The following is a 21,419-nucleotide window of genomic DNA, read 5'->3' as shown; positions in this document are numbered from 1 at the left end:
GACGGGCACGAGACCTGTCGGTGAGCGCTCGCTGCAGGCGTCCGATGTCCGTGTGGCGACACTCTCCTTACAACGTCATTGCGCGCGCAGCGACGCAATCCAAGGGGTGTCCAAGGGGTGGGCGTGACTCTCGATTGCTTGGCTGCGCCGCTGCGCTCGCAATGACGGGTTGAGAAACGTCGCCTGCCAACGACCGGCGTGCTAGGATGAACTCCGCTACAGATCCGTCAGGCCGCTGGTCACCGCCAGCCGCACGAGTTGCGCGTCGGTCTGCAGCCCGGTCTTGGCCTTCACCAGATAATGATAGTTCTGCACCGTCTTGACGCTGAGGTGCAGATTGGTGGCGATCTGTTCGGTGGTCAGCCCCGAGGCGAGCTGGCGCAGGATCTCGATCTCGCGCTCACCCAAGCGGTCGAGCACCGTCTGCATCGGATCGAGGCTGTCGGCTGCCAGGACATGAGCGACGTCGTCGCTGAGCGCGCGCTCGCCGCTGATCACCATGCGGATGGCGCGGACCAGGGCGGAGGGTTCGCTGCTCTTGGTCACGAAGCCGCTCGCGCCGGCCGCAAACGCCGCCTTCACCAGCGGCGCCTCGCCATGCATCGAGAACACCAGGATGCAGGCGCGGTTGTCGCGGGCGCGGATGTTGCGGATCGCCTCCAGCCCGCTGGCGCCCTTCATCGAGATGTCGAGCACGACCACGTCAGGCGCATGGACCTTGAACGCGGCATAGGCTGCGGCGGCGCTGTCGGCCTCGGCGATCACGCGAAAACCGTCCTGGCTTTCCAGCACACGGCGATAGCCCTGGCGCACCACCGGATGGTCGTCGACCAGCAGAATTGAAATTGCTGTCGGCTCGGCCATTCAGTGACCTCAGGCCGCGAGCGGGATGGTCGCCGACACGCTGAGCCCGCGGGCGGCCGGCGCGATCGACAGCGAGCCGCCGACGGCGGCGATACGCTCGCGAATGCCGGTGAGGCCGAAGCCGGAGGATTGCGCCAGCTGCGTGGCGTCGCCGCCGCCATCATCCTCGATCGAGATCAGCAGCGCGCTGTCAGGGCCGGGGCGCCGCTCGACCCGCAGCGACACCTCGCTGGCATCGGTGTGACGCAAGGCGTTGGTCAGGCATTCCTGCGCCATGCGATAGGCGGTCACCGCGACCGGACCCTGGATGTCGGCGAGATCGCCGTGCAGGTCGAGCCGGATCGCGGGGCGTGCCGCGTGCTGGTAGTTCTGCGTCAGCGCCACCAGGCCGGCTTCGAGGCCGAGCTCCTCGGCGAGCGGCCGGCGCAGCCGGCTCAAGGTGCCGCGCAGGCAGGCCATCAGATGGGTGACGGACTGCGTGATCATGCGCGCATCCTGCGCCATCTGGTCGTTGCGGTCCTTGCCGGCGCTTTCGATCGTCGAGGCGAAAGCGAGGATGGCGGTGAGGTTCTGGCCGAACTCGTCATGCAGCTCGCGGGCGAGCGCGCGCCGCTCCTCGTCGCGGATGTCGAGCAGGCGCTCGGTCAACGCCGCGCGCTGCTCATTGGCCTGCGCCAGCCGGTCGCCGAGCTCGCAGACCGCGCGGCCGATCATCGCGAGCTCCATCGAGCGGAAGCGCGGCAGCGCCGGGCGGTGCTCGCCCTCGGCCAGACGCCGCAACGCCTGCACGATGCTGCGCGCGGGCGCCAGCGCATGGGCGATCGCCAGCGACGCGAGCACACCGATGGCAACCGCCATCGCCAGCGCCACGCCGAAACTGTCCTGGATGCGCAGCCAGGCGAGCTGGATCGCGGCATCAGGATCGGCCACGGCCGACACGGTTCCCGCCGTCGTCGCCCGTGCGCTGATTGCTTGCGCCACCGCCGCGTGATCGCCGAGGATCGTCTCGACCAGCCCTGAGAACCAGCGCGGCGGCACCGCGCCGAGGCCCTTGCTCTGGCCACACAGCGGCTTTTCGAAGGCGGCTTCCGGCTTGAACTGCACGCAGATGCCGGGCGCGATCAGCTTCATCGTCTCGGTCGTGCGCCAGTCCGGCACCGGCAGCAGATGGTCGCGCGTCCGGTTGCTGCGCAGCAGCAGCTCGCGCCAATACAGCGCCTCCAGCGCCTGTGAGACGCGTTCGGCGGAGGCCGTGGTGGCGCGATCGACGCTGCGATAGGCGTCGACGGTGACCCAGATGGCTGCGGCCGCCAGGCAGAGCAGAACGATCAGCGCCAGGCGGGCGATGAGCTGGAGCACGAGACGCATGCGATCTCTCCACGGCTTCGGCCGCAGCGTAACAACGTGCCGCTGCGCCGCCAAGCAAATGCACTGCAGCAAGCGCAAGCTTGGGAAATTTTCCCAAGGGCAGCGAGGCAGATGTCTTTGGACGCTGTTCCGCCGCTCTGCTTAACTTCGCTGTCAAGGCGCCGGCCGTCACGGCGTGTCACCGGGGAGTTCATGCATGAGCGTGGTCAGCAGTGCCGACAGAGTGGAACCTGCGCGGGACGCAGCCGAGCGCGGTCCGCTGCTGCTCTGGATGATCTTTACCGGGCTCACCGTGTTCGCCGCCGTGGTGCTGGCGCGCTACGGCTATTTCCATCTGATGGTCGCCTCCGACCGTACCTACATCTCCAGCGTCGTCGCCGTGCTCTATCTCGTGACCTGCTGTCACTGCTTCTGGCGGACGAGGGCGATCGCGCGCGAGGCGGATGCGGCGCGGCGCTGCCGTGCGGTCTTGATCGGGGCCGATGCCGAGCGCGCGCTCGAACCCGATGCGCAATTGCTGCCCAAAGGGCTCGTCACCAACCACATTTACAGCCTCGTCACCAAGGCGCGGACGCAAGGGGCAGGGCGGCTCGACCAGACACTGCTGTTGCGCACGCTGGCCGACCGGCTGCGCGGCTCCAACGGCTTCGGCGGCTTCGCCTCGGATACTTTGATGAAGCTCGGCCTGCTCGGCACCATCATCGGCTTCATCATCATGCTGGCGCCGATCGCCGGCCTCGACGTCAACGACAAGCTGGCGATGAAATCGTCGATGGGGCTGATGAGCGACGGCATGGCGGTGGCGATGTACACGACGCTGGCCGGCCTCGTCGGCTCGATCCTGGTGCGTATCCAGTACTACATGCTGGACGCGGCGACGGGGCGCGTGTTCTCCGATGCCGTGATGCTGACGGAAACGCGGGTGACGCCGCGGCTCGAGCGCGCGATGGACCGCGCCGCGGAGCAGGGCGCATGATGGACGATTTCGGACTCTTTCCGCGCGAGGAGCAGTTCGACCCGTTCAGCGTGATGCTGTTCAAGGCGCTGCAGATCGTCGCGTTCTTCTTCTTCATCGCGGTGCTCGCGATCTCGCCCGACGCCAAGGACGGCAAGGTCGACTCGAAGGCCGAGTTCCTGATCACGATGGACTGGCCGGACAACCACCCCGACGATCTCGACCTGTTCGTGCAGGACCCTGTCGGCAACATCGCCTGGTACAGGCATCGCGAGGCCGGCTTTCTCACCCTCGACCGCGATGATCGCGGCGGCGCCAACGACTTCATCCTGGTCAACGGCCTCAAGATCCCGTCGCCGATCCGCGAGGAGATCGTGACGATCCGCGGCATCGTCGCCGGCGAATACACCGTCAACATCTCGCATTTCCAGAATGTCAGCGGCGCGCCGGTCGAGGCCAAGGTGAAGGTGCAGAAGCTCAACCCGACCGCGCAGGTGATCTTCGACGACAAGGTCGTGCTCGATCATTCCGGCGATGAGAAGACGGCGCTGCGCTTCAAGCTCGACGCGACCGGCAAGGTGATCGACGTGCAGCGCCGGCCGAAATCGCTCTTGGAGACGTTCCGCAATGTCCGCGCCAACGGCGCCGATATCGATCCCAAGACCGGCGTCAGGATGATCAGCCGATGATGAGCCATTTGCAGACCGTCATCGTCACGCTCTCCGTGTGCTATGCGCTGATCGGCGCGCTGCTGCTGCTGGTCTTGGTCTATGCGCGGCTGCCCTGGCAGGCCAAGGCGGCTGCGGTGATCGTCACCAGCGCGTTCTATGTCGGCAGCTTCGTCGGCGCCCGCGGCCTGCTCGGCTGGGCCAGCATCGACCGGCTGCCGAAGACCTTCAAGGTGCTGCAGGTGCGCATCGTCGATCCGCACACACTCGATGGCGATCCCGGCGCGGTCTATCTGTGGGTCGAGGCGCTCGACGCCGACAACCGGCCAAGCGGCGTGCCGCGCGCCTACAGGATTCCCTACAGCGATGCGCTCGCGGAGAAGGCCCAGCACGCCGCCGACCAGATCGCCGCCGGCCATCCGCAAGGCGGCCGTGCCGCCGATTTCGGCACCGGCGACGGCGGGGTCATCGATGCCGCGCGCGAATACATCCTGCCCAAGACCATCATCGAGACGGCCGGCGGCGATCCCTCGACCGGCGAGTTCAAGGCCGCGCTGAAGGCCGGCGACGGCGTCTCCTTCACGCCATTGCTGCCGCCGCGCATGCCGCCGAAGGATGAGCAGTGATGCGGCCGGCGCGGTGGTCTCCCGCGTTTGCGCGCGTCACTCCGTTCGGCGCGAACGACGCCAAGCCGCTATTGCAACATCAACGTGCGCTTTTGGGCCATTGGCTGAGCGCGATCGCCGCGACGCGGCGCAGCTCCGCGTGGCTGGCGCCGCCGACGGACTGCACCGCCATGCCGTAGATCACCACCGAGAGATAGCGCGCAAGATCTGACGGACTTGCATTGGGCGGCAGGTCGCCCTCGGCCTTGGCCCGCGTCAGACGCCGGCGGATGGCCGCCTCCCCGGCGATGCGATGCGCGCTCATGTCGCGGCGGATCATGGCGGCCTCGTCGCTGCAGGCCAGCGCGCCGTGCACGCCGAGGCAACCGACCGGATTTGCCTTGTCGCCGTGGAGCTCCGCTGCGCCTTCCAGGAGTTGCCGCGCGACCTCAAGGGCCGTCGGCGCCTTGAGCGCCTTGGTGCGGTAGGCGCCTGCCTTCGCCTCGTAGCGTTGCAGTACCAGGCGGAACAAGGCTTCCTTGTTGCCGAAGGCGGCGTAGAGGCTCGGCCGCGTGATGCCCAGCGTCTCGGTCAGATCGGAGAGCGATGTTCCTTCGTAGCCCTTTTGCCAGAACAGCGAGGTCGCCAGTTCAAGGGCCCTTTCAGTGTCGAATTCGCGCGGCCGTCCGGTCGGCATGGAGAAGGTTCCTCATCGATATTCAGCTTGACTTCGCCCGTCCACTGCGGAGACTAATATACCGATCGATATAGAACGATGCGAGGGTCGAACATGAGCTGTATTAGCATATCCGGGACCCGCAAGTGGGCCACGGAATTGGCGTATGTCCTGCTGACGTCCCTCGCGGCGATGCTCGGCGCGTCGCCGGCGTTTGCCATCGAGCCGTTTCCAGCGGAGTTCAAGACCCAGAGCATCGCGGTGAACGGCGCCACACTGCATGTCCGCGTCGGCGGCAAGGGCCCCGCCGTGGTGCTGCTGCACGGCTTCGCCGACACCGGCGATATGTGGGCGCCGCTCGCCAGGGCGCTCGACAAGGACCACACCGTCATCGTTCCCGACCTGCGCGGGATGGGTCTGTCGTCGCAGCCGGCCGGCGGCTACGACAAGAAGACGCAAGGCGTCGACATCGCCATGGTGATGGACAAGCTCAACGTCCAGAAGGCCGATCTGGTGACGCACGACATCGGCAACATGGTCGGCTACGCGCTCGCTGCGCAATATCCCGATCGTATCACCAAATGGGTGGTGATCGATGCGCCACTGCCCGGTATCGGTCCGTGGGACGAGATCCTGAAGAGCCCGTTGCTGTGGCATTTCAATTTCCGCGGGCCCGATGTCGACCGGCTCGTCAAAGGCCGTGAGCGGATCTATCTCGATCGCTTCTACAATGAGCTGTCGGCGGACCCGAAGAAGATCGACGAGGCGACGCGCAGGCATTATGCAAAGCTCTATGCGCGGCCGGGCAACATGCATTATGCCTTCGAGCAGTTCGCCGCGTTCGGTCAGGATGCCAAGGACAACAAGGTCTTTGCCGAGAAGAAGCTGCCGATGCCGATCCTGGCCCTCGGCGCCGAGAAATCGTTCGGCGATCAGGAGGCGGCGGTCATTCGCAACGTCGGCAGCAACGTCCAGGGCGGCATCATCACCGGCTCAGGGCATTGGATCATGGAAGAACAACCGGCGCAGACCGTGGAGAAGGTGCGCGCCTTTCTCGAGGGCAAATGAGCGGCCGTCGCCAGGACGCCGATCCATGAGGATCATACGTCGACGCCCGGTTGCGGCTGTTCCGTGGAGTTGTCAATTATCCCAGAACGCCGTCACCCAGCGGGAGACATCGCCTCCGGCTATGCGGACTGGCAATGGCGCGCCACCGCGCTGAATGCGGCCGACCGGTGAGCGATCGGCAGGCGAGGGCGCGGCGCGGCATGTGACCCGGTGACCACGTTCAGCCTCTCGTACGGCGAAATTGCCAAGTGCCCCCGTTCGCGTTAGCCTGCGGATCATTTGCTGATTGCATGAAATTCGTTGTTCGTTTGATTGGATAGTGAGGGAGCGTTGCGATGCGCAGGCTGACGATCGCATTGGCCGCTGCGTTGCTGTGGCCGGCCGGACAGGCGCTCGCCTGGTGGGACGAAGGCCATATGCAGATTGCCTATGTGGCCTACAAGAAGCTGACACCCGCGGCGCGGGACAGGGCGGATGCGCTGCTCAAGCTCAACCCCGACTATTCCAGCTGGATCGCTGGCGCGCCGGCGGGCCAGGAGAAGCTGTACGCCTTCGTCCACGCGGCGACCTGGCCCGACGACATCAAGATGAAGACGGACTATTATGACGATCAGGTGACGGATTCGACGGCCAGGCAGCTGGTTCCCTATGGCCACCTCAAGCACGCTTATTGGCACTACAAGGATACGCTGTTGTCGGCGGACGAGACGCCGCTGCCGCGCCCGGATCCGGTCGACGCGGTGTCGCAGCTCAAGCTGATGATCGCCAAGCTGCCCGCGAACAGCGACGCCTCCGATGCCCTGCGCTCATATAGTCTGAGCTGGATGATCCACCTGGTCGGGGATCTGCACCAGCCGCTGCACGCCATCGCCCGCTATTCGGCCGCCTTGCCGGACAAGGGCGGCGACCGCGGCGGCAACGAAGTGCAGGTCGTCGCCGCCAACGGCGAGAAGCTACCGCTACACTTTTATTGGGACAGGATCTTTGGCGGCTATTCCTCCGTGTTCGGCGCGATCCGTGACGCCGACCAGGACAGCGGCCTGTCCGCGGTCGCGCCGGATGCCGGAAAGGCCCAGATCGTCGATCCCGCGACATGGGCGCAGGAGAGTTTTGAGCTCGCCAAGACCGTCGCCTACGCCCCGCCTGTGCGCGCCGACAAGCAGCCGGCCGAGCTGACCCGCGAGTACGAGACCAACGCCCGCGAGACGGCGCGCAAGCAGGCCGCGCTCGCCGCCGCACGGCTTGCCAATCTGCTCGAGGCGTTGCTGCGGTAGGCGGGCGAGGGGGCCGAAGAGAAGTATGACGGCTTGAGGAGATCTGTTCGTCTCCGTCCGTCGGCAGCGTGACCGGCTGATGCCGTCGGCTTGGCGCCTAGTCTGATCTGCCGGGCGGCGCTCCGATCAATGTGATCGCCAGTCCGCACGACCGCATGCGATCGATGCTCATCGAATTCACCCAACAACGCTCGATTTGATCCGCGCGTCTCGTGACAAACAAACCAAATCGATGCCGTGGTGTTGTTATTCGATTTCGGTGACAGTGCGTTCCACTTCAAACGCCGAGCAGGTGGCTGCCACACGGGTCAATTGCACGATCACCGAAATCCTGAATCCGGCTGCTGCGGCGTGTCCGCGCGCAGCCAAGGCGAGGGCCGGGTTAGTTCGGACGCTTTGATCGCCTGGCTTCGGCGACCTTGACCTGGAACTTGTTGCCGGCCGAGAGGCTGCTGCAGATCCAGTAGGCTCGGTTGCTGTACTCGCCCAGGAACACCTTGGTCTCGACGCAATCCACGTAGGATTTGTAGGTGAGGCTGTCCCGGCACGTCGGCGAGAACGGTGCATTTGTCTGTCCGCCGCCGGACTCGCTGCAGCCGACCCAGGGATCCTTGCCGTGTGGCATGCTGGATTCGCAGCCGCCGTTGCAATTGCTCGCGACTTTCTCGTACTTCGCAATCCTGCCCAACACGGTGTCTGGCGCCGGCGACGCTGTCCGCGCGGCTGACGACGACATGCGCGTGGTCGACGACGTCCGGCGGGACGTCCGTGTGTCTGTGCCACGCTCCACCCGGTGTGGCCTTGCCGCCGGCTTCGGTGCATCGACCGTGACCGGGGGCAGCGTGGCAGCGGAGCCTGTTGGAACTTGCGATACGGCTGGGCTGCTGAGCAACACGGCAGACACGACAACGATGGCGGACGACGCGACAAAGCTCGACGACAATCTCATGCGCCGTGTCCTCCCAAGGCCGGAACGGTGGTCCCGGCCGATGAACGATAACAGACATCCATGGACGAACAACCTTCGATTGCGGCAGTGCCCGGCGCATGACACGTCGTCGTCGAGCTGTCAGCTCAGCGATGTACGAGCTGTCGTCACGACATATGGGGCGGGTTGATGGACCAAGCGCAGCCGTGACAGCCTTCATTGTCGTCGTCTAACATGTGGCGATGATCCAGCAGGCGATACGAACCGCCACGACGAGTGCCGAACATGTTCGCCGCTTCGCCAAGGGGCGCACTCATCAAGCCTTGCGATCATTGCCTTGTAGACCCCTCCTGATTATTGAAAGAGTTCCGGGGGAACGAGGATTGGGGGGGCGTGATGTTCAGGCTTTGGGCGGGGCTGTGTTTGACCGCAGTGCTGTTATCAGGATGCGCGACCGACAAGGTCGTGACGGATGTTGCGGCCACGATGCAGCGAGTTGGACAGCCGGCGGCGGGAAAATCCCGTGTCGTCGTGCTAGCCGCACAGAAAAGGGGCCTTCTTTTCCAGGGGACCGTCTGTGATGTGACGCTTGATGGGGCGCCGCTTGGGGAGCTCAAGATCGGCACTTATATGCACATTGATGTTCCCGCCGGACGTCATCAACTCGGAGCGACGCAGACCCTGTTTGCGGGGCAGACTCAGACCGACCTGACAACCCAGGCTGGTCGAGCCTATTACTTCCGTGTCCAGCCCAGCCAGCGCTCCAAGGCCATTTCGGCAGGCGCGATGGTTGGTGGTGTTGCCGGTGCGCTGGTCACCTCGGCGGCCTCATCCGGAAGCGACAACCCCGGACCCGTCGATTTTGTGCCGCTGGACGAAGCGGCGGCCCGGGCCATGATCGAAGAATTCCAATTGGTGGATGCAGAAGGCAGGGGCGGGTGAGCCAGAGGCGGGCTGCCCCGTCGGGCCCCGCTTGAGTCACGGGTCTCGCCTATTCGCGCGTGAACGATCAAACGCCCGCGACAGGGCGAATAGCGTCGCGCCTGCTTCTTCCCCCGCAGCACCCAAGCAGCCTGTCCGGCGATACGGCCTGCAGGCGCTGGTGTACGGCGCGCACGGGCAAAGGCGGTCGACGCTGACGGGACGCTTCACGTCGGCTCTTTCACTCCTCGTCGTGCCTGCCCGCAAAAACCGCTTGCTCCGGCGCGTCCGGTTTGATGTTGCTCAAATTCCGTGCGAAGCCGGCTTGTACGGTGCAACCGGGAGGACAGGGTGCTGCTGGCGATATTCACCGACATCCATGCCAACCGGCAGGCCTTTGCGGCCTGCCTGGAGGCGGCGCGCGCCCGGGGCGCCGACCGCCTGATCTGCCTCGGGGATATCGTCGGCTATGGCGCCGATCCGGAATGGTCTGTCGACACCGTGATGGAGATGGTCGCCGCTGGCGGGCTCGCCGTGCGCGGCAACCATGACAACGCCGTCTCCACCGCGAGCGAGACCATGAATGCCGAGGCACAGGCGGCGATGGAGTGGACGCGCGGCCGGCTCAGCGCGGAGCAGCGGCGCTTTCTCGCCGAGCTGCCGATGAGCATCGGTGACGACGACCGGCTGTTCGTGCACGCGGAGGCGTCGAGCCCGCCGCGCTGGCGCTATGTGCAGAGCTCGGCCGATGCCGCGCGCAGCATGATCGCGACCGAGGCGCAGGTGACGTTCTGCGGCCACATCCACCGTCCTGCGCTGTACTCGATGTCTGCCACCGCCAAGATGACGAGCTTCACGCCGACGGCCAACATGCCGATCCAGCTCTTGCGCGGCCGGCAATGGCTGGCCGTGGTCGGTTCGGTCGGCCAGCCGCGCGACGGCGATCCGGCGGCGTCCTTCGTGACGTTCGACACGAAAAGCCGCGAGCTGACCTATTGCCGCGTGCCCTATGACGTCGAGGCGGCGGCGCAGCGCATCCGCGACAACGGCCTGCCGCCCTGGCTGGCGCAGCGGCTGTCGATGGGGCGCTAGCGCATGCCGAGATCAAAGCTCCAGCCGGGCGTTGTCATCGACGGTTTCACGGTCGGCGAATGCGTCCATTCCGGCGGCATGGCGACGTTGTGGAGCGTCACCCGGCCGGACATCGACCGCCCCGTCCTGATGAAGGTGCCGCGCGTCTCCGAGGGCGAGGATCCCGCGGCGATCGTCAGCTTCGAGATGGAGCAGATGATCCTGCCAAAACTGTCCGGCCCGCATGTGCCGGCCTGTTTCGGCACCGGCGATTTCGCCACGCAAGCCTATGTCGTGATCGAGCAGATTCCGGGCGAGACGCTGTACAAGCGGCTGCCCGAGCTGCCGCTGGGTTATGAGGAGGCGCGGGGGCTGGTCGCGAAGATCGCCACCGCGCTCGCCGACATTCACCGGCAGCATGTCATCCATCACGACATCAAGCCGTCGAGCATCATGTTCCGTCCCACGGGCGAGGCGGTGCTGATCGACTACGGCCTGTCCTGCCACAAGCATCTGCCGGACCTGCTGCAGGAGGAGTTCCGCCTGCCTTATGGCACCGCGCCCTATATGGCGCCGGAGCGCATGATGGGCACGCGCAGCGATCCGCGCAGCGATCTGTTTTCACTCGGCGTGCTCTTGTACTTCTTCACGACCGGGGTGCGGCCGTTCGGCGAGACCGAAACCCTGCGCGGCATGCGCCGGCGTCTCTGGCGCGATCCTTATCCGCCGCGCCAGTTGAAGCCGGACTATCCACCATGGCTGCAGGAGATCGTGCTGCGTTGCCTGGAGATCGAGCCGGTCTGGCGCTATCCGACCGCGGCGCAACTCGCCTTCGATCTCGGCCATCCCGACCAGGTCAAGCTCACCGCGCGCGCCGAGAAGGTCAATCGTGATCCGATCACGACCGTCTGGCGCCGCCGCTTCAATCGTGGCCTGGTACAGCCGGAGCAGAAGACATCGGACGTCGCGCTGCAGATCGCCTCGAGCCCGATCGTGGCGGTGGCGATCGACACCTCGGAAGGCGGTGAGGAGCTCAACGGCGCGCTGCGTCTGACCGCCCAGCGTATTCTCGCCACGCTCCCCGCGGCCCGGCTCGCCTGCGTCAACGTGCTGAAGCTCGGCCGCCTGACCATCGACCGGACCCTGGACGAGGAGGGCAACAACAAGCATATCGACCGCATGGTGGCGCTGAAGCACTGGGCGACGCCGCTCAAGCTCGACGCCGGCCGGCTGACGGTGCACGTGCTCGAAGCCGTCGATCCGGCCGCCGCCATCATCGAATTCGCCGAGGTCAACCAGATCGATCACATCATCATCGGCGCCCGCCGCGACTCGGTGCTGCGCTCGCTGCTCGGCAGCGTGTCGGCGAAGGTGGCCGCCGAAGCCGGCTGCACGGTGACCGTGGTGCGCACGCGCCACGCGGCGCGCGAGGCGGAAGACGACGATGATGACGTGCCGGCGAAGGTCGTGTCGGGCGAATGAAGGAGACGACTTGTCCTCTCCATGAGGGGCAAAAGCCGAGGCACTGCTCACCTCGTGGTTTGTATGCAGCGCCAGTTGGCGCACGCGACTCATGGTGAGGAGCGCCGCTGGCACGTCTCGAACCATCAGGCCGATCCTGGCCGCGCCTTCCGAGACGCCCGCCTTCATCGGATCGATTCTTTCACCTTTCAACCATGACGTCCGAAGCGGCATCTCCCGCATGAATTTGAGGCGCAGCTGCGATTGCCTTTCCCAAGTTCCGCCGCCACAGTGACATTGTGACGCGCGTCGGGCGCGCCGTTTCTGTTTGACGAGGGGGAGATCGATGGCGGCAACGGATGTGAGCATGGCGGGGACAGCTGCGCCGAAGCGAGGCCTGTTCGGCTCGCTGTTCTTCCAGGTCGTGGCTGCGCTTGTGCTCGGCATCCTGATCGGCGTCTTGGCACCCGAGACTGCACAGAGTCTCAGATTCTTCAGCGACGCGTTCCTGCGCCTGATCGCCATGGTGGTGGCGCCGATCGTGTTCTGCGTCGTCGTGCACGGCATTGCGAGCGCCGGCGATCTCAGGAAAGTCGGCCGCGTCGGCGTCAAGTCGCTGGTCTATTTCGAGGGCATGACCACGATCGCGCTGGCCTTCGGCCTGGTGCTGGCGCTGGTCTTCGGCCCCGGCCACGGCATGGACATCGACGTCGCCAAGCTCGACGCCAAGCAGCTCGCGAGCTTCGCCGACAACGCCCACAAGCTGCAGGGCGGCGGCTTCGGCGGCTTCATCCTCAACATCATTCCGCCGACGGCGTTCGACGCCTTCGCCCGCAACGACGTGCTGCAGGTGCTGTTCTTCGCGGTGATCTTCGGCGTCAGCCTGGCGCTGGTCGGCGAGCCCGGCAAGCCCGTGGTCGACCTGATCGAGTCCATCGCCAAGGTGCTGTTCAAGGCGATGGGGCTGATCGTGCGCGTGGCGCCGCTCGGCGTGCTCGGCGCCATCGGCTTCACTGTCGGCAAATACGGCGTCGGCTCGCTCAAGCAGCTTCTGGCGCTGGTCGTGCTGTTCTACGTCGCGGTGGCGCTGTTCGTGGTCATCGCGCTCGGCCTCGTGATGCGCATGGCCGGGCTCAGCCTGTTCAAGTTCCTGCGCTACTTGAAGGAGGAGCTGCTGATCGTGCTGGCGACGGCGTCGTCCGACTCCGTGCTGCCGCAGATCATGCGCAAGCTCGAGGCGATGGGCGTCAAGCAGGAGGTCGTCGGCCTGGTCATCCCGACCGGCTATTCCTTCAACCTCGATGCGTTCTCGATCTACCTGACGCTCGCCGTCGTCTTCATCGCCCAGGCGACCAACACGCCGCTGTCGGTCAGCGACCTCTTGCTGGTGCTCGGCGTGTCGCTGGTCACGTCGAAGGGCGCGCATGGCGTGCCGGGCTCGGCCATCGTCATCCTCGCCGCGACCCTCGGCGCGGTGCCGGCGATCCCCGCCATCGGTCTCGTGCTGGTGCTGTCGGTCGACTGGTTCGTCGGCATCGCGCGCGCTGTCGGCAATCTGATCGGCAATTGCGTCGCCACCGTCGTGGTGGCCGCGTGGGAGGACGATCTCGACCTCGCCAAGGCCAAGGTCGTGCTCGACCGCGGCACGGCGGAAGAGGTGGAGTATCAGGGAGCGTGATTGCTCCACGCGTCATTGCGAGCGAAGCGGAAGCAATCCAGAGCTACGCCAGACGACTCTGGATTGCTTCGTCGCTACGCTTCTCGCAATGACGGAGCAACAGGACCGCCCCGCTTCTCATCTCACCGGAACGGCCGCAGCTTCATGTGGCGGTTGGAGTCCTTGTAGAGCAGGTAGCGGAAGCGGCCGGGGCCGCCGGCGTAGCAGGCCTGCGGGCAGAAGGCGCGCAGCCACATGAAGTCGCCGGCCTCCACCTCGACCCAGTCGCGGTTGAGCTTGTAGACCGCCTTGCCTTCGAGCACGTAGAGGCCGTGCTCCATCACATGGGTCTCCAGGAACGGGATGACAGCACCCGGCTCGAAGGTGACGATGTTGACATGCATGTCGTGGCGGACGTCGAGCGGATCGACGAAGCGGGTGGTGGCCCAGCGGCCATCGGTGCCCGGCATCCCGACAGGCGCGATCGCCGCCTCGTTGGTGACGAAGGCGTCCGGCGCGGGGATGCCGGGGATGGCTTCATAGGCCTTGCGGATCCAGTGGAAGGTCGCGGGCGCCGCGCCGTCGTTCGTCAGCGTCCATTTGCAGCCCGGCGGCAGGAAGGCGTAGCCGCCTTTGCCAAGGCGATGCGCGGTGCCGGCGATGGTCAGCGCGATCTCGCCTGACACCACGAACAGCACGCCTTCGGCCTCCGGATCGGGCTCGGGCTCGGTGCTGCCGCCGCCGGGCGAGACCTCGACGATGTATTGCGAGAACGTCTCGGCGAAGCCCGATAGGGGACGCGCGATCACCCAGGTCCGGGTCTTGTCCCAGAACGGCAGCACCGACGTCACGATGTCGCGCATCACGCCCTTGGGAATGACGGCATAGGCCTCGGTGAACACGGCGCGCCCGGTGAGCAGATCGGTCTGCGGCGGATGGCCGCCCTGCGGCACGAAGTAGTTCGGCTTGTCCATCATCGTCTCTCCAAAACGCGCGCGAATCGTTCCATCGGGCGCGCCGTCAGTCGTCAGGGAATGCTCAAGACCAGCGGTCGCTCGAGCCACACTTCCTCAAGATTGTCGGAGGTCATGCGATCGACGACCATGAAGCGCGAGGCCTCGTCGAACACCAGCAGCGGATGGTGCCAGACGTTGCGGGCGTAGTTCACGCCCTGTCGCCCGGTGGCCGTGAAAGCCTGATAGCTCGCGGCATCGCGCGGATCGTGGCAGACGAGCACCAGCCAGGGCCGGTCCTGCAGCGGCATGAACAGCTGGCTGCCGAGCGGGTGCCGCTCCATCAGCTTGATCTCGATCGGCAGCGGGCGGGGCTTCGCCTCGAATAGGCTGATGTTCACAGCGGCGCCGCCCGAGGTCACGTCGATATTGGCGAGGCCGTTGCAGCGGCGGGCAAAACCCTGGTTGATCTCGATCGGCGCGGCGCCGTCGGTTTCGACAACGTCGCCGAAGGCAGCGAAGGCTGCCTTCGTCAGCGGTTGCGGCGTGAGGGAGGGCATCCGTCGTCGCGCGTCTCAGATCGCTTCGCCGCGCGCCGACGCCGCGGCGCTGCGGATGGCGGAAATGTTGCCGCGATAGGCCTCCATCGTGCCACCCTTGAACACGGCGGAGCCGGCGACGAAGGCATTGGCGCCAGCCGCGGCGAGCGCGCCGGCATTGTCGCGGCCGACGCCGCCATCGACCTCGATATCGATCGGCCGGCCCGCGGTCATCGCGCGCAGATCCTGGATCTTGCCGATTGCCGAGGGGATGAAGGCCTGGCCGCCGAAGCCGGGGTTGACCGACATGATCAGCACGAGGTCGACCAGGTCGAGCACATACTCGATCACGTTGAGCGGGGTCGACGGGTTGAGCGACACGCCGGCCTTCTTGCCGAGCGCGCGGATCGCCTGCAGCGAGCGATGCAGATGCGGGCCGGCCTCGGCATGCACCGTGATGTGGTCGCAGCCGGCCTTGGCGAAGGCTTCGAGGTAGGGATCGCACGGCGTGATCATCAGATGTGCGTCGAAGATCTTCGTGGTGTGCGGGCGCAGCGCCTTGATCACATCGGGGCCGTAGGAAATGTTCGGCACGAAATGGCCGTCCATCACATCGAGATGGATCCAGTCGGCGCCGGCGGCATCGACGGCGCGCACCTCCTCGCCAAGCTTGGAAAAATCGGACGCCAGGATCGATGGCGCGATGACGAGCGGACGCGGCGTGAAGGACTGGGTCATGGGCAAGCTGTTCCAGTGCGATCGGGTCTGTCGCCGTATCATGCAGGGGCGGCTGCGGCAACGCGAGCGGGAAAAATCTGCCGGGCGCGGCATGAATTGCCCGGCTCTTGCGACCGCAACATCGCGAAATATCCGGACATATCAGCACGTTGGTGCTGGCACGGCGATTGCGAGCGTCGTGGGGAGAAGGTTTGCCGCGCAAGTTGCGGCATTGCAGGAGTTTCGCCATGTGGTTTGCGCTGGGGGCCGCCTCGTCGGTCCTGGATGGCCTGCAGTCGTTGGGATCGACCAAGTCGGGATCCGGCAAGTCGGGAACCGGCGGAGGCCTGTTCGGCCTGAATGCCGGCGGCTCCGGCAGCTCGGGCCAGGTCAGTCCGTGGTCGAGCTCGTCGAGCAGCGGTTCCGGACAGATTGCGCCGGAGACGATGAATGCGCTGCTCGCGGCGCAGAGCCAGTCCGGTACGTCATCCAGTGCAGGCGCGGCCGATCCGCTGCAGGACCTGTTCTCGCTGATCGACGGAGATGGTGATGGCAAGATCACCAAGTCCGAATTCGAGTCTGCCCTCGGCGCCGGCGGCACCAATCTGGCCAATGCCGACAAGGTGTTCGGAAAGCTGGACCGCGACGGCGACGGCAATGTCAGCTTCAACGAGCTGGGGTCGGCGCTGAAGGGCGGCCATCACGGCCGCCGTCACCAGGCGGGCAATGCGGGTGCGGGCACCGGCGCGAGTTCGTCCGTGGGCGGGTCCAGCAGTGCGGGCGCCGATGCGCTGATGCAAGCGCTCTCGGGCGCATCAAGCTCGTCGTCCACCAACAGCGACGGCTCGACAACCACCACCATCACCTATGCCGATGGGTCCAAGACGACGCTGATTACGCCTGCGGCAACCACCGGGTCGAATGCCGCGATCTCGTCGTACAATATGATCGAGCAGCTGATGCAGCGGCAGCCCAAGCTGCGGGGCTCCGCCACATCGACGACGTCGGTGACCGCGTAACGTTCAGCCGCCGAAGCGGTCCTGCCAGGAGGGCAGGGCGTCTGCGAACGGCAGCCGCTTGGCGTGATAGACACCGCGCGCGATCGCCCGCGCCAGCACGTTGGCCGCCACCATACCGAGTTCGCTCAGCTCGACCAGCGGCTCGATCGGCCTGGCGCAGGTCGCCGCCGCGAACACGATATCGCCGTCGAGCGGCAGATGGACCGGATAGATGGCGCGCGCCATGCCGGTCTGCGCCATCATCGCGAGCCGCTTGGCCTGAGCCTTGGTCAGGACGGCATCGGTCACGACCAGGCTGATCGTCGTATTCTCCGCGCTCGATGCGGCCGGACCGCCCTTGATGCGCATCGCCAGCATGTCCGGCGTGAACGCCGCCGGCAGGCCGCGGCCACCGAACTCGCCATCCACCTCATAGGGCGCGGCCCAGAACCACGGACCATCGCCGACGGTGACGCTGCCGACCGCATTGACCACGGCGATCGCCGCGACCTTGACGCCTTTGGTGGTCGTGGCCGATGCCGAGCCGAGGCCGCCCTGCAGGCTGGCGGTGGTGGCGCCGAGCCCGGCGCCGACGCTGCCCAGCGCGAAGCTGGGGCCGGCGGCGGCCGCCGCCCGATAGCCGAGCTCGCGATACGGCGCATAGCGGCCCCAGGCCTTGTTGCCGCCATTGAGCAGGTCGAACACGATCGCGCCGGGCACGATCGGGATCAGCGCATCGCGCACCGCAAAGCCGCGGCCCTGCTCGGCAAGCCAGGCCTGGATGCCGCTCGCGGCCTCCAGCCCGAATGCCGAGCCGCCTGACAGCGCAACGGCGTCGATCCGCTCCACCGTGTTGGCGGGATCGAGCAGGGCATCCTCGCGCACGCCCGGCCCGCCACCGCGAATGTCGATCGCGGCCACCGCGGGCTGATCGAACAGGATGGCGGTCACGCCGGAGGCAAGCGCGGCATCATCGGCGTGGCCGACGCGGACGCCTGCGATATCGGTGAGGAGGTTCTGCACGGTCGACCTCGGCAGCAGATGATGATGCCGAATGGATAGCGCGGCCGGCGCAGCGTCTCAATGCCGCGCGCACGCGATGGCCAGCCTGGTGCAGCTGTGGGGAGTGCCGCGCGAGCCTCCGCCGCCCCTGCGGCCTCACGCGTCCAGGGCGATGCGGATCATGCGGGCGAGTTCCGGCTTGCGATAGGGCTTGGCGAGCAGCAGCACGCCGGCGTCGAGGCGGCCGTGATGCACGATCGCATTCTCGGTATAGCCGGACGTGAAGAGCGTTTTCAGGCTGCGCCGCTGCTTCTGGGCCGCCTCGGCGAGCTGCCGCCCGTTCATGGCGCCGGGCATGATGACGTCCGTGAACAACAGGTCGATCTCCGGATGGCGCTCCAGCACGTCGAGCGCCTCGGCCGCGTTGCCTGCCGCCAGGGTGCGGTAGCCGAGGCTCGTGACCTGGGCGATGACGTGTTGCCGGACCAGCGGGTCATCCTCGACCACCAGGACCGTTTCGTCGCCGCCGCGATAATCCGGCGTGTCATGACGGGCAGTGGCGGCCGTTGAGGACGCGGCCGAGCGCGGCAGATAGAGCTTGATCGACGTGCCGTGGCCGACCTCGCTGTAGATCTTGATATGGCCGCCGGATTGCTTGACGAAGCCGAACACCATGCTGAGGCCGAGTCCGGTGCCCTTGCCGACGCCCTTGGTCGAGAAGAACGGATCGAACACCTTGTCGAGATAGGCCGGCGGAATGCCGCAGCCGGTGTCGCTGACCGCGATCATGACGTAGTCGCCGATCGCGACCTCGCTATTGGCATTGGCGTAATCCTGATCGAGCGCGACACTGGCGGTCTCCAGGGTGAGCTTGCCGCCTTGCGGCATCGCGTCGCGGGCATTGAGCGCAAGATTGACGATCGCCGTGGCAAGCTGGTCCGGATCGGCCAGCGCCGTGCACGGATCGTCCGCTAGGATGCGTTCGATCTCGATCTGCTCGCCGAGTGTCGGTCGCAGCAAATCGGCCGTCTCGACCAGAAGCGCATTCACGTCGATATCTGCTGGCTGCAGCGGCTGCTTGCGTGCGAAGGCCAGCAATTGCTGCGTGAGGCGGGCGCCGCGGTCGGCGGAGTCGTCGATCAGCTTCGCCAGCGACGCCAGCTCCGGGCGATCGGCGACGGACTCGGCAAGGATGCCGATACTGCCGGTGATCACGGTCAGGATGTTGTTGAAGTCGTGGGCGACGCCGCCGGTGAGTTGACCCACCGCTTCCATCTTCTGGGCCTGGCGAAACTGCGCTTCGGCGGCCCGCTTCTCCGTGAGGTCGCGCCCGATGAAGAAATGGCGTTGCACCGGCTCGGACCAGCTCGCCATCCAATTCAGGATGACCGCACGGCCTTCCTTGTGCAGGAACTGGGCCTCGAAATTGTGGATGTCGTGTCCGCCCCGACAGGCAAGCATCTGGCTGCGAAACGACTCCAGCTCGGGCGGATAGACGAAGTCGCCGGCGTCGCGACCGACCATCTCCTCGGGCCGATAGCCAAGGATGGCGTTCGCGCTCGGGCTCACCTGGATCAATGTACCCTGCGCATCGGCAATCAGGATGAGATCCTGCGACGTCTCGAAGATGCGCCGTCGTTCCTCGGTTTCGCGGCTCAGCGCGTGACGAGTCCGCTTGCTCTCGGTGATATCACGGGCAACCTTGGAGGCGCCGATCACGGTGCCCCGTGCGTCGAGAACAGGAGAGACGCTCAACGACACGTCGAGCTCGTGGCCATCCTTGTGACTGCGCATGGTCTCGTGATGCTCGATCTTCTCGCCCCGGCCAATGCGTTCGAGGAGTCGATCGACCTCGCCGCGCCGCTCGGTAGGCACGATCAGCCCGATGTCGCTGCCCAGCGCCTCGCTGCCGTCATATCCGAACAGCTGCTCCGCGGCGCGATTCCACGACGTGATCTTGCCGTGCAGGGTCAGCGTGATGATCGCGTCGTTGGACGATTCGACGACGGCGCTGAGCAGCCTTTCGCGGGCGATGAAATGCGCCCGCTCGTTCTGGCTTTGTCGGTGCTGCTGCTGCAAGAGGCGGGTGAGCTTCGACTGCAGTCCGACATTGTCGGCGAGCAGAACGCCCAGCACGAAGCTCGCTGCCAGCAGCCCATAGAGCCGGCCGGCATAATAGCCGAGATCGAACCGCGCGGCGTTGAGCAGCGAGGACAGCGCGAGATCGAACAGCCAGGCGCAGAGCACGACCATCACCCAGAGATCGAGGATGGTGTAGGGCCGTCGCTGAGCGAGCAGCAGCAGCGCGGCCAGGGTCACGCACCAGGTCGCGCCGACCACGACCTTCAAGGCAAAATTGGCGGTTCCGCCGCTGATGAGCGCGGGAAGCGCGGCCTCATAGGTGATCACGAACCAGACCAGGGTCGTCAGCGCGATCGAGACCCCGACAATCGCGAGCAGCAGCGATCTCGACACCGACGCGACTTGGAACGAGCGCTTGATCGAGTCTTGGACCGACTCGTGGATCGAGCGGTGGCTGTGCAGCGCATAGGCGGCGACGAACAAGGGAAAGCCGCCGTGCCAGATCATGTAGATCCACACCGCCGTCTGCGGTCCGGAGCCCATCAGGCCGGTCGGCGAAAACAGTCCAGGAAATGCCAGCGTGTGCAGAAACGCAGCCGGCGCGGTGAACAGATAGCCGCTGGCGAGCCAGAGAAGGGCCCGCGAGCGCAGCAGGACGAATTGAGAGAACAGCAGAAGCGCCGTGATCAGATCGTTCAGCGCCAGCGCCGATTGATAGCTCGCCACGAATGCAGGCATCGCCGCGAGCTGCACCTTGGCAAAGGGAGCGGCGGCAACGAACAGGCTTGCGGAAATCGCGACAGCGGCGAGGGCAACGAATTGGTCACGGCGCGTCGCAGGGCTTGCTGATAGAAAAATCTCCCGCGTATCTTCGACGTTCTGCATCTACAGGGCCCCGCGCGACAGGCATCAACGTGCGAGCCGTAGCTCTGACGCAGCGCTTGCGCGAAAAAAGATTATTCAAATAGAGGTTGCATAATACCCCGCATGGAACCGCGGTGGTCCGACTCGAAAACTGAAGTAACTGTACCTTTACTGCAAAAGGGATAAATATACCGGTAGTTGTAGCTGATTTCTTTTTATGTTGTAGGCTGTCCAACGAGAAAGTTTTGGAGAAGTTGATGTCGCGGATTCTGGTGGTCGACGATCAGAAGGATGTGCGGGCCATGATCAGCATGGTGCTCCGCGTCAATCAGTTCGAGGTGGTCGAGGCGGGAACCGCGACCGCTGGGTTGCAGCTGTTCCGCGACCAGGCCTTCGATGCCGTGATCGTCGACATTTACCTCGATGATTCGAATGGTCTCGATCTGGTCAGCGGGATGCGGGCCCTGGTTCCCGATGTGCCGGTCGTGGCCGTCTCCGGCATGAGTGCATTCGATGGGGCGGCAATGTCGGAGGAACTGACCCGTGTGGTCTATCTGCAGAAGCCATTCCGGCCGAACGAACTGATGCGCGCTGTCGAGACGGCGCGCAAAGCGGTGCGGGACAGGCCTGCAGCGACGCTCGCTGCCTGCGCGGGCTGATCACGCTGGCGCCAAGCAGGCGATCGCGATCCAACTCATCTCAGCAGAACGCCCCGGTCGATGACCGGGGCGTTTGCATTTGCGTGGGT

General features: G+C 65.7%; 20 protein-coding genes. 11 read left to right on the top strand and 9 right to left on the bottom strand.

Annotated elements, in window-relative coordinates; genetic code table 11:
• Nucleotides 1–216: 216 nt before the first annotated feature.
• Together HL671_RS21570 and HL671_RS21565 are read right to left on the bottom strand one after the other, a co-directional pair.
• The gene (locus tag HL671_RS21570; protein WP_012045293.1) at nucleotides 217–864 is read right to left on the bottom strand and encodes a response regulator; all 648 of its coding nucleotides are present in this window, start codon (nucleotides 862–864) and stop codon (nucleotides 217–219) included.
• 9 nt (nucleotides 865–873) lie between these two features.
• Entirely contained in the window at nucleotides 874–2,232 is a 1,359-nt protein-coding gene (locus HL671_RS21565) for a sensor histidine kinase (protein ID WP_012045292.1), read from the bottom strand.
• 196 nt (nucleotides 2,233–2,428) lie between these two features.
• Between HL671_RS21565 and HL671_RS21560 the strand changes: the two genes are divergently transcribed.
• From HL671_RS21560 to HL671_RS21550, 3 genes are read left to right on the top strand one after another with little or no spacing between them, the layout of a single operon-like run.
• Nucleotides 2,429–3,208: a MotA/TolQ/ExbB proton channel family protein gene (locus HL671_RS21560; protein WP_012045291.1), complete on the top strand. Its 780-nt coding sequence runs from the start codon at nucleotides 2,429–2,431 to the stop codon at nucleotides 3,206–3,208.
• Complete coding sequence (locus HL671_RS21555; RefSeq protein WP_012045290.1) at nucleotides 3,205–3,876, top strand: hypothetical protein; 672 nt, start codon at nucleotides 3,205–3,207, stop codon at nucleotides 3,874–3,876. Before HL671_RS21560 ends, HL671_RS21555 begins: the two co-directional genes overlap by 4 nt.
• A complete protein-coding gene (locus tag HL671_RS21550) occupies nucleotides 3,873–4,481 on the top strand; it encodes a hypothetical protein (protein ID WP_012045289.1) in 609 nt (202 codons plus the stop codon). Before HL671_RS21555 ends, HL671_RS21550 begins: the two co-directional genes overlap by 4 nt.
• A 79-nt stretch (nucleotides 4,482–4,560) precedes the next feature.
• Here the strand turns inward: HL671_RS21550 and HL671_RS21545 are convergent, their stop codons facing one another.
• Nucleotides 4,561–5,157 carry a TetR/AcrR family transcriptional regulator gene (locus HL671_RS21545; protein WP_012045288.1) on the bottom strand — a complete coding sequence of 199 codons (597 nt, stop codon included), beginning with the start codon at nucleotides 5,155–5,157 and terminating at the stop codon, nucleotides 4,561–4,563.
• Between the two features lie 93 nt (nucleotides 5,158–5,250).
• On the opposite strand from HL671_RS21545, the gene HL671_RS21540 reads away from it, so the two are divergent.
• Both HL671_RS21540 and HL671_RS21535 read left to right on the top strand, forming a co-directional pair.
• On the top strand, nucleotides 5,251–6,204 hold the full coding sequence (locus HL671_RS21540) for an alpha/beta fold hydrolase (RefSeq protein WP_210264009.1): 954 nt from the start codon (nucleotides 5,251–5,253) through the stop codon (nucleotides 6,202–6,204).
• A 335-nt stretch (nucleotides 6,205–6,539) separates the two neighbouring features.
• Nucleotides 6,540–7,478, top strand: coding sequence for a S1/P1 nuclease (locus HL671_RS21535; protein ID WP_172238365.1), 939 nt, complete (start codon nucleotides 6,540–6,542; stop codon nucleotides 7,476–7,478).
• 382 nt (nucleotides 7,479–7,860) lie between these two features.
• Here HL671_RS21535 and HL671_RS38410 read toward each other — a convergent pair whose 3' ends face one another.
• Nucleotides 7,861–8,103 carry a hypothetical protein gene (locus HL671_RS38410; RefSeq protein ID WP_246579548.1) on the bottom strand — a complete coding sequence of 81 codons (243 nt, stop codon included), beginning with the start codon at nucleotides 8,101–8,103 and terminating at the stop codon, nucleotides 7,861–7,863.
• A gap of 699 nt (nucleotides 8,104–8,802) precedes the next feature.
• Here HL671_RS38410 and HL671_RS21525 point away from each other — a divergent pair.
• The 4 genes from HL671_RS21525 (at nucleotide 8,803) to HL671_RS21510 (ending at nucleotide 13,537) form a co-directional block, all read left to right on the top strand.
• Nucleotides 8,803–9,348, top strand: a complete 546-nt coding sequence (locus tag HL671_RS21525) for a DUF2846 domain-containing protein (protein WP_246579555.1) — start codon at nucleotides 8,803–8,805, stop codon at nucleotides 9,346–9,348.
• A gap of 330 nt (nucleotides 9,349–9,678) precedes the next feature.
• Entirely contained in the window at nucleotides 9,679–10,419 is a 741-nt protein-coding gene (locus HL671_RS21520; protein ID WP_172238356.1) for a metallophosphoesterase family protein, read from the top strand.
• Nucleotides 10,420–10,422: 3 nt separating this feature from the next.
• Nucleotides 10,423–11,880, top strand: coding sequence for a serine/threonine protein kinase (locus HL671_RS21515; RefSeq protein ID WP_172238353.1), 1,458 nt, complete (start codon nucleotides 10,423–10,425; stop codon nucleotides 11,878–11,880).
• 325 nt (nucleotides 11,881–12,205) lie between these two features.
• The gene (locus HL671_RS21510; protein WP_172238350.1) at nucleotides 12,206–13,537 is read left to right on the top strand and encodes a dicarboxylate/amino acid:cation symporter; all 1,332 of its coding nucleotides are present in this window, start codon (nucleotides 12,206–12,208) and stop codon (nucleotides 13,535–13,537) included.
• A 122-nt stretch (nucleotides 13,538–13,659) separates the two neighbouring features.
• Here HL671_RS21510 and HL671_RS21505 read toward each other — a convergent pair whose 3' ends face one another.
• From HL671_RS21505 to rpe, 3 genes are read right to left on the bottom strand one after another with little or no spacing between them, the layout of a single operon-like run.
• Nucleotides 13,660–14,490 carry a bifunctional allantoicase/(S)-ureidoglycine aminohydrolase gene (locus HL671_RS21505; RefSeq protein WP_172238550.1) on the bottom strand — a complete coding sequence of 277 codons (831 nt, stop codon included), beginning with the start codon at nucleotides 14,488–14,490 and terminating at the stop codon, nucleotides 13,660–13,662.
• A 53-nt stretch (nucleotides 14,491–14,543) separates the two neighbouring features.
• Nucleotides 14,544–15,029, bottom strand: coding sequence for an ureidoglycolate lyase (locus HL671_RS21500; RefSeq protein ID WP_012045278.1), 486 nt, complete (start codon nucleotides 15,027–15,029; stop codon nucleotides 14,544–14,546).
• A 15-nt stretch (nucleotides 15,030–15,044) separates the two neighbouring features.
• A complete protein-coding gene (rpe, locus tag HL671_RS21495) occupies nucleotides 15,045–15,746 on the bottom strand; it encodes a ribulose-phosphate 3-epimerase (RefSeq protein ID WP_012045277.1) in 702 nt (233 codons plus the stop codon).
• Between the two features lie 227 nt (nucleotides 15,747–15,973).
• On the opposite strand from rpe, the gene HL671_RS21490 reads away from it, so the two are divergent.
• Complete coding sequence (locus tag HL671_RS21490; RefSeq protein ID WP_172238347.1) at nucleotides 15,974–16,744, top strand: EF-hand domain-containing protein; 771 nt, start codon at nucleotides 15,974–15,976, stop codon at nucleotides 16,742–16,744.
• Nucleotides 16,745–16,747: 3 nt separating this feature from the next.
• Here HL671_RS21490 and HL671_RS21485 read toward each other — a convergent pair whose 3' ends face one another.
• Together HL671_RS21485 and HL671_RS21480 are read right to left on the bottom strand one after the other, a co-directional pair.
• The gene (locus tag HL671_RS21485) at nucleotides 16,748–17,746 is read right to left on the bottom strand and encodes a P1 family peptidase (protein WP_172238344.1); all 999 of its coding nucleotides are present in this window, start codon (nucleotides 17,744–17,746) and stop codon (nucleotides 16,748–16,750) included.
• Nucleotides 17,747–17,881: 135 nt separating this feature from the next.
• Nucleotides 17,882–20,692 (bottom strand): PAS domain S-box protein, encoded by a 2,811-nt coding sequence (locus HL671_RS21480; RefSeq protein WP_172238341.1) that lies wholly within the window; start codon nucleotides 20,690–20,692, stop codon nucleotides 17,882–17,884.
• 236 nt (nucleotides 20,693–20,928) lie between these two features.
• Here HL671_RS21480 and HL671_RS21475 point away from each other — a divergent pair, with 236 nt between their 5' ends.
• Nucleotides 20,929–21,330 (top strand): response regulator, encoded by a 402-nt coding sequence (locus HL671_RS21475; RefSeq protein ID WP_012045273.1) that lies wholly within the window; start codon nucleotides 20,929–20,931, stop codon nucleotides 21,328–21,330.
• Nucleotides 21,331–21,419 lie beyond the last annotated feature (89 nt).

It is taken from the genome of Bradyrhizobium denitrificans (genome assembly GCF_013179005.1).
Classification (GTDB): domain Bacteria; phylum Pseudomonadota; class Alphaproteobacteria; order Rhizobiales; family Xanthobacteraceae; genus Bradyrhizobium; species Bradyrhizobium denitrificans.
The sequence above is the reverse complement of the archived record's forward strand: the minus strand, read 5'-3'. Positions and strand labels throughout refer to the sequence as shown.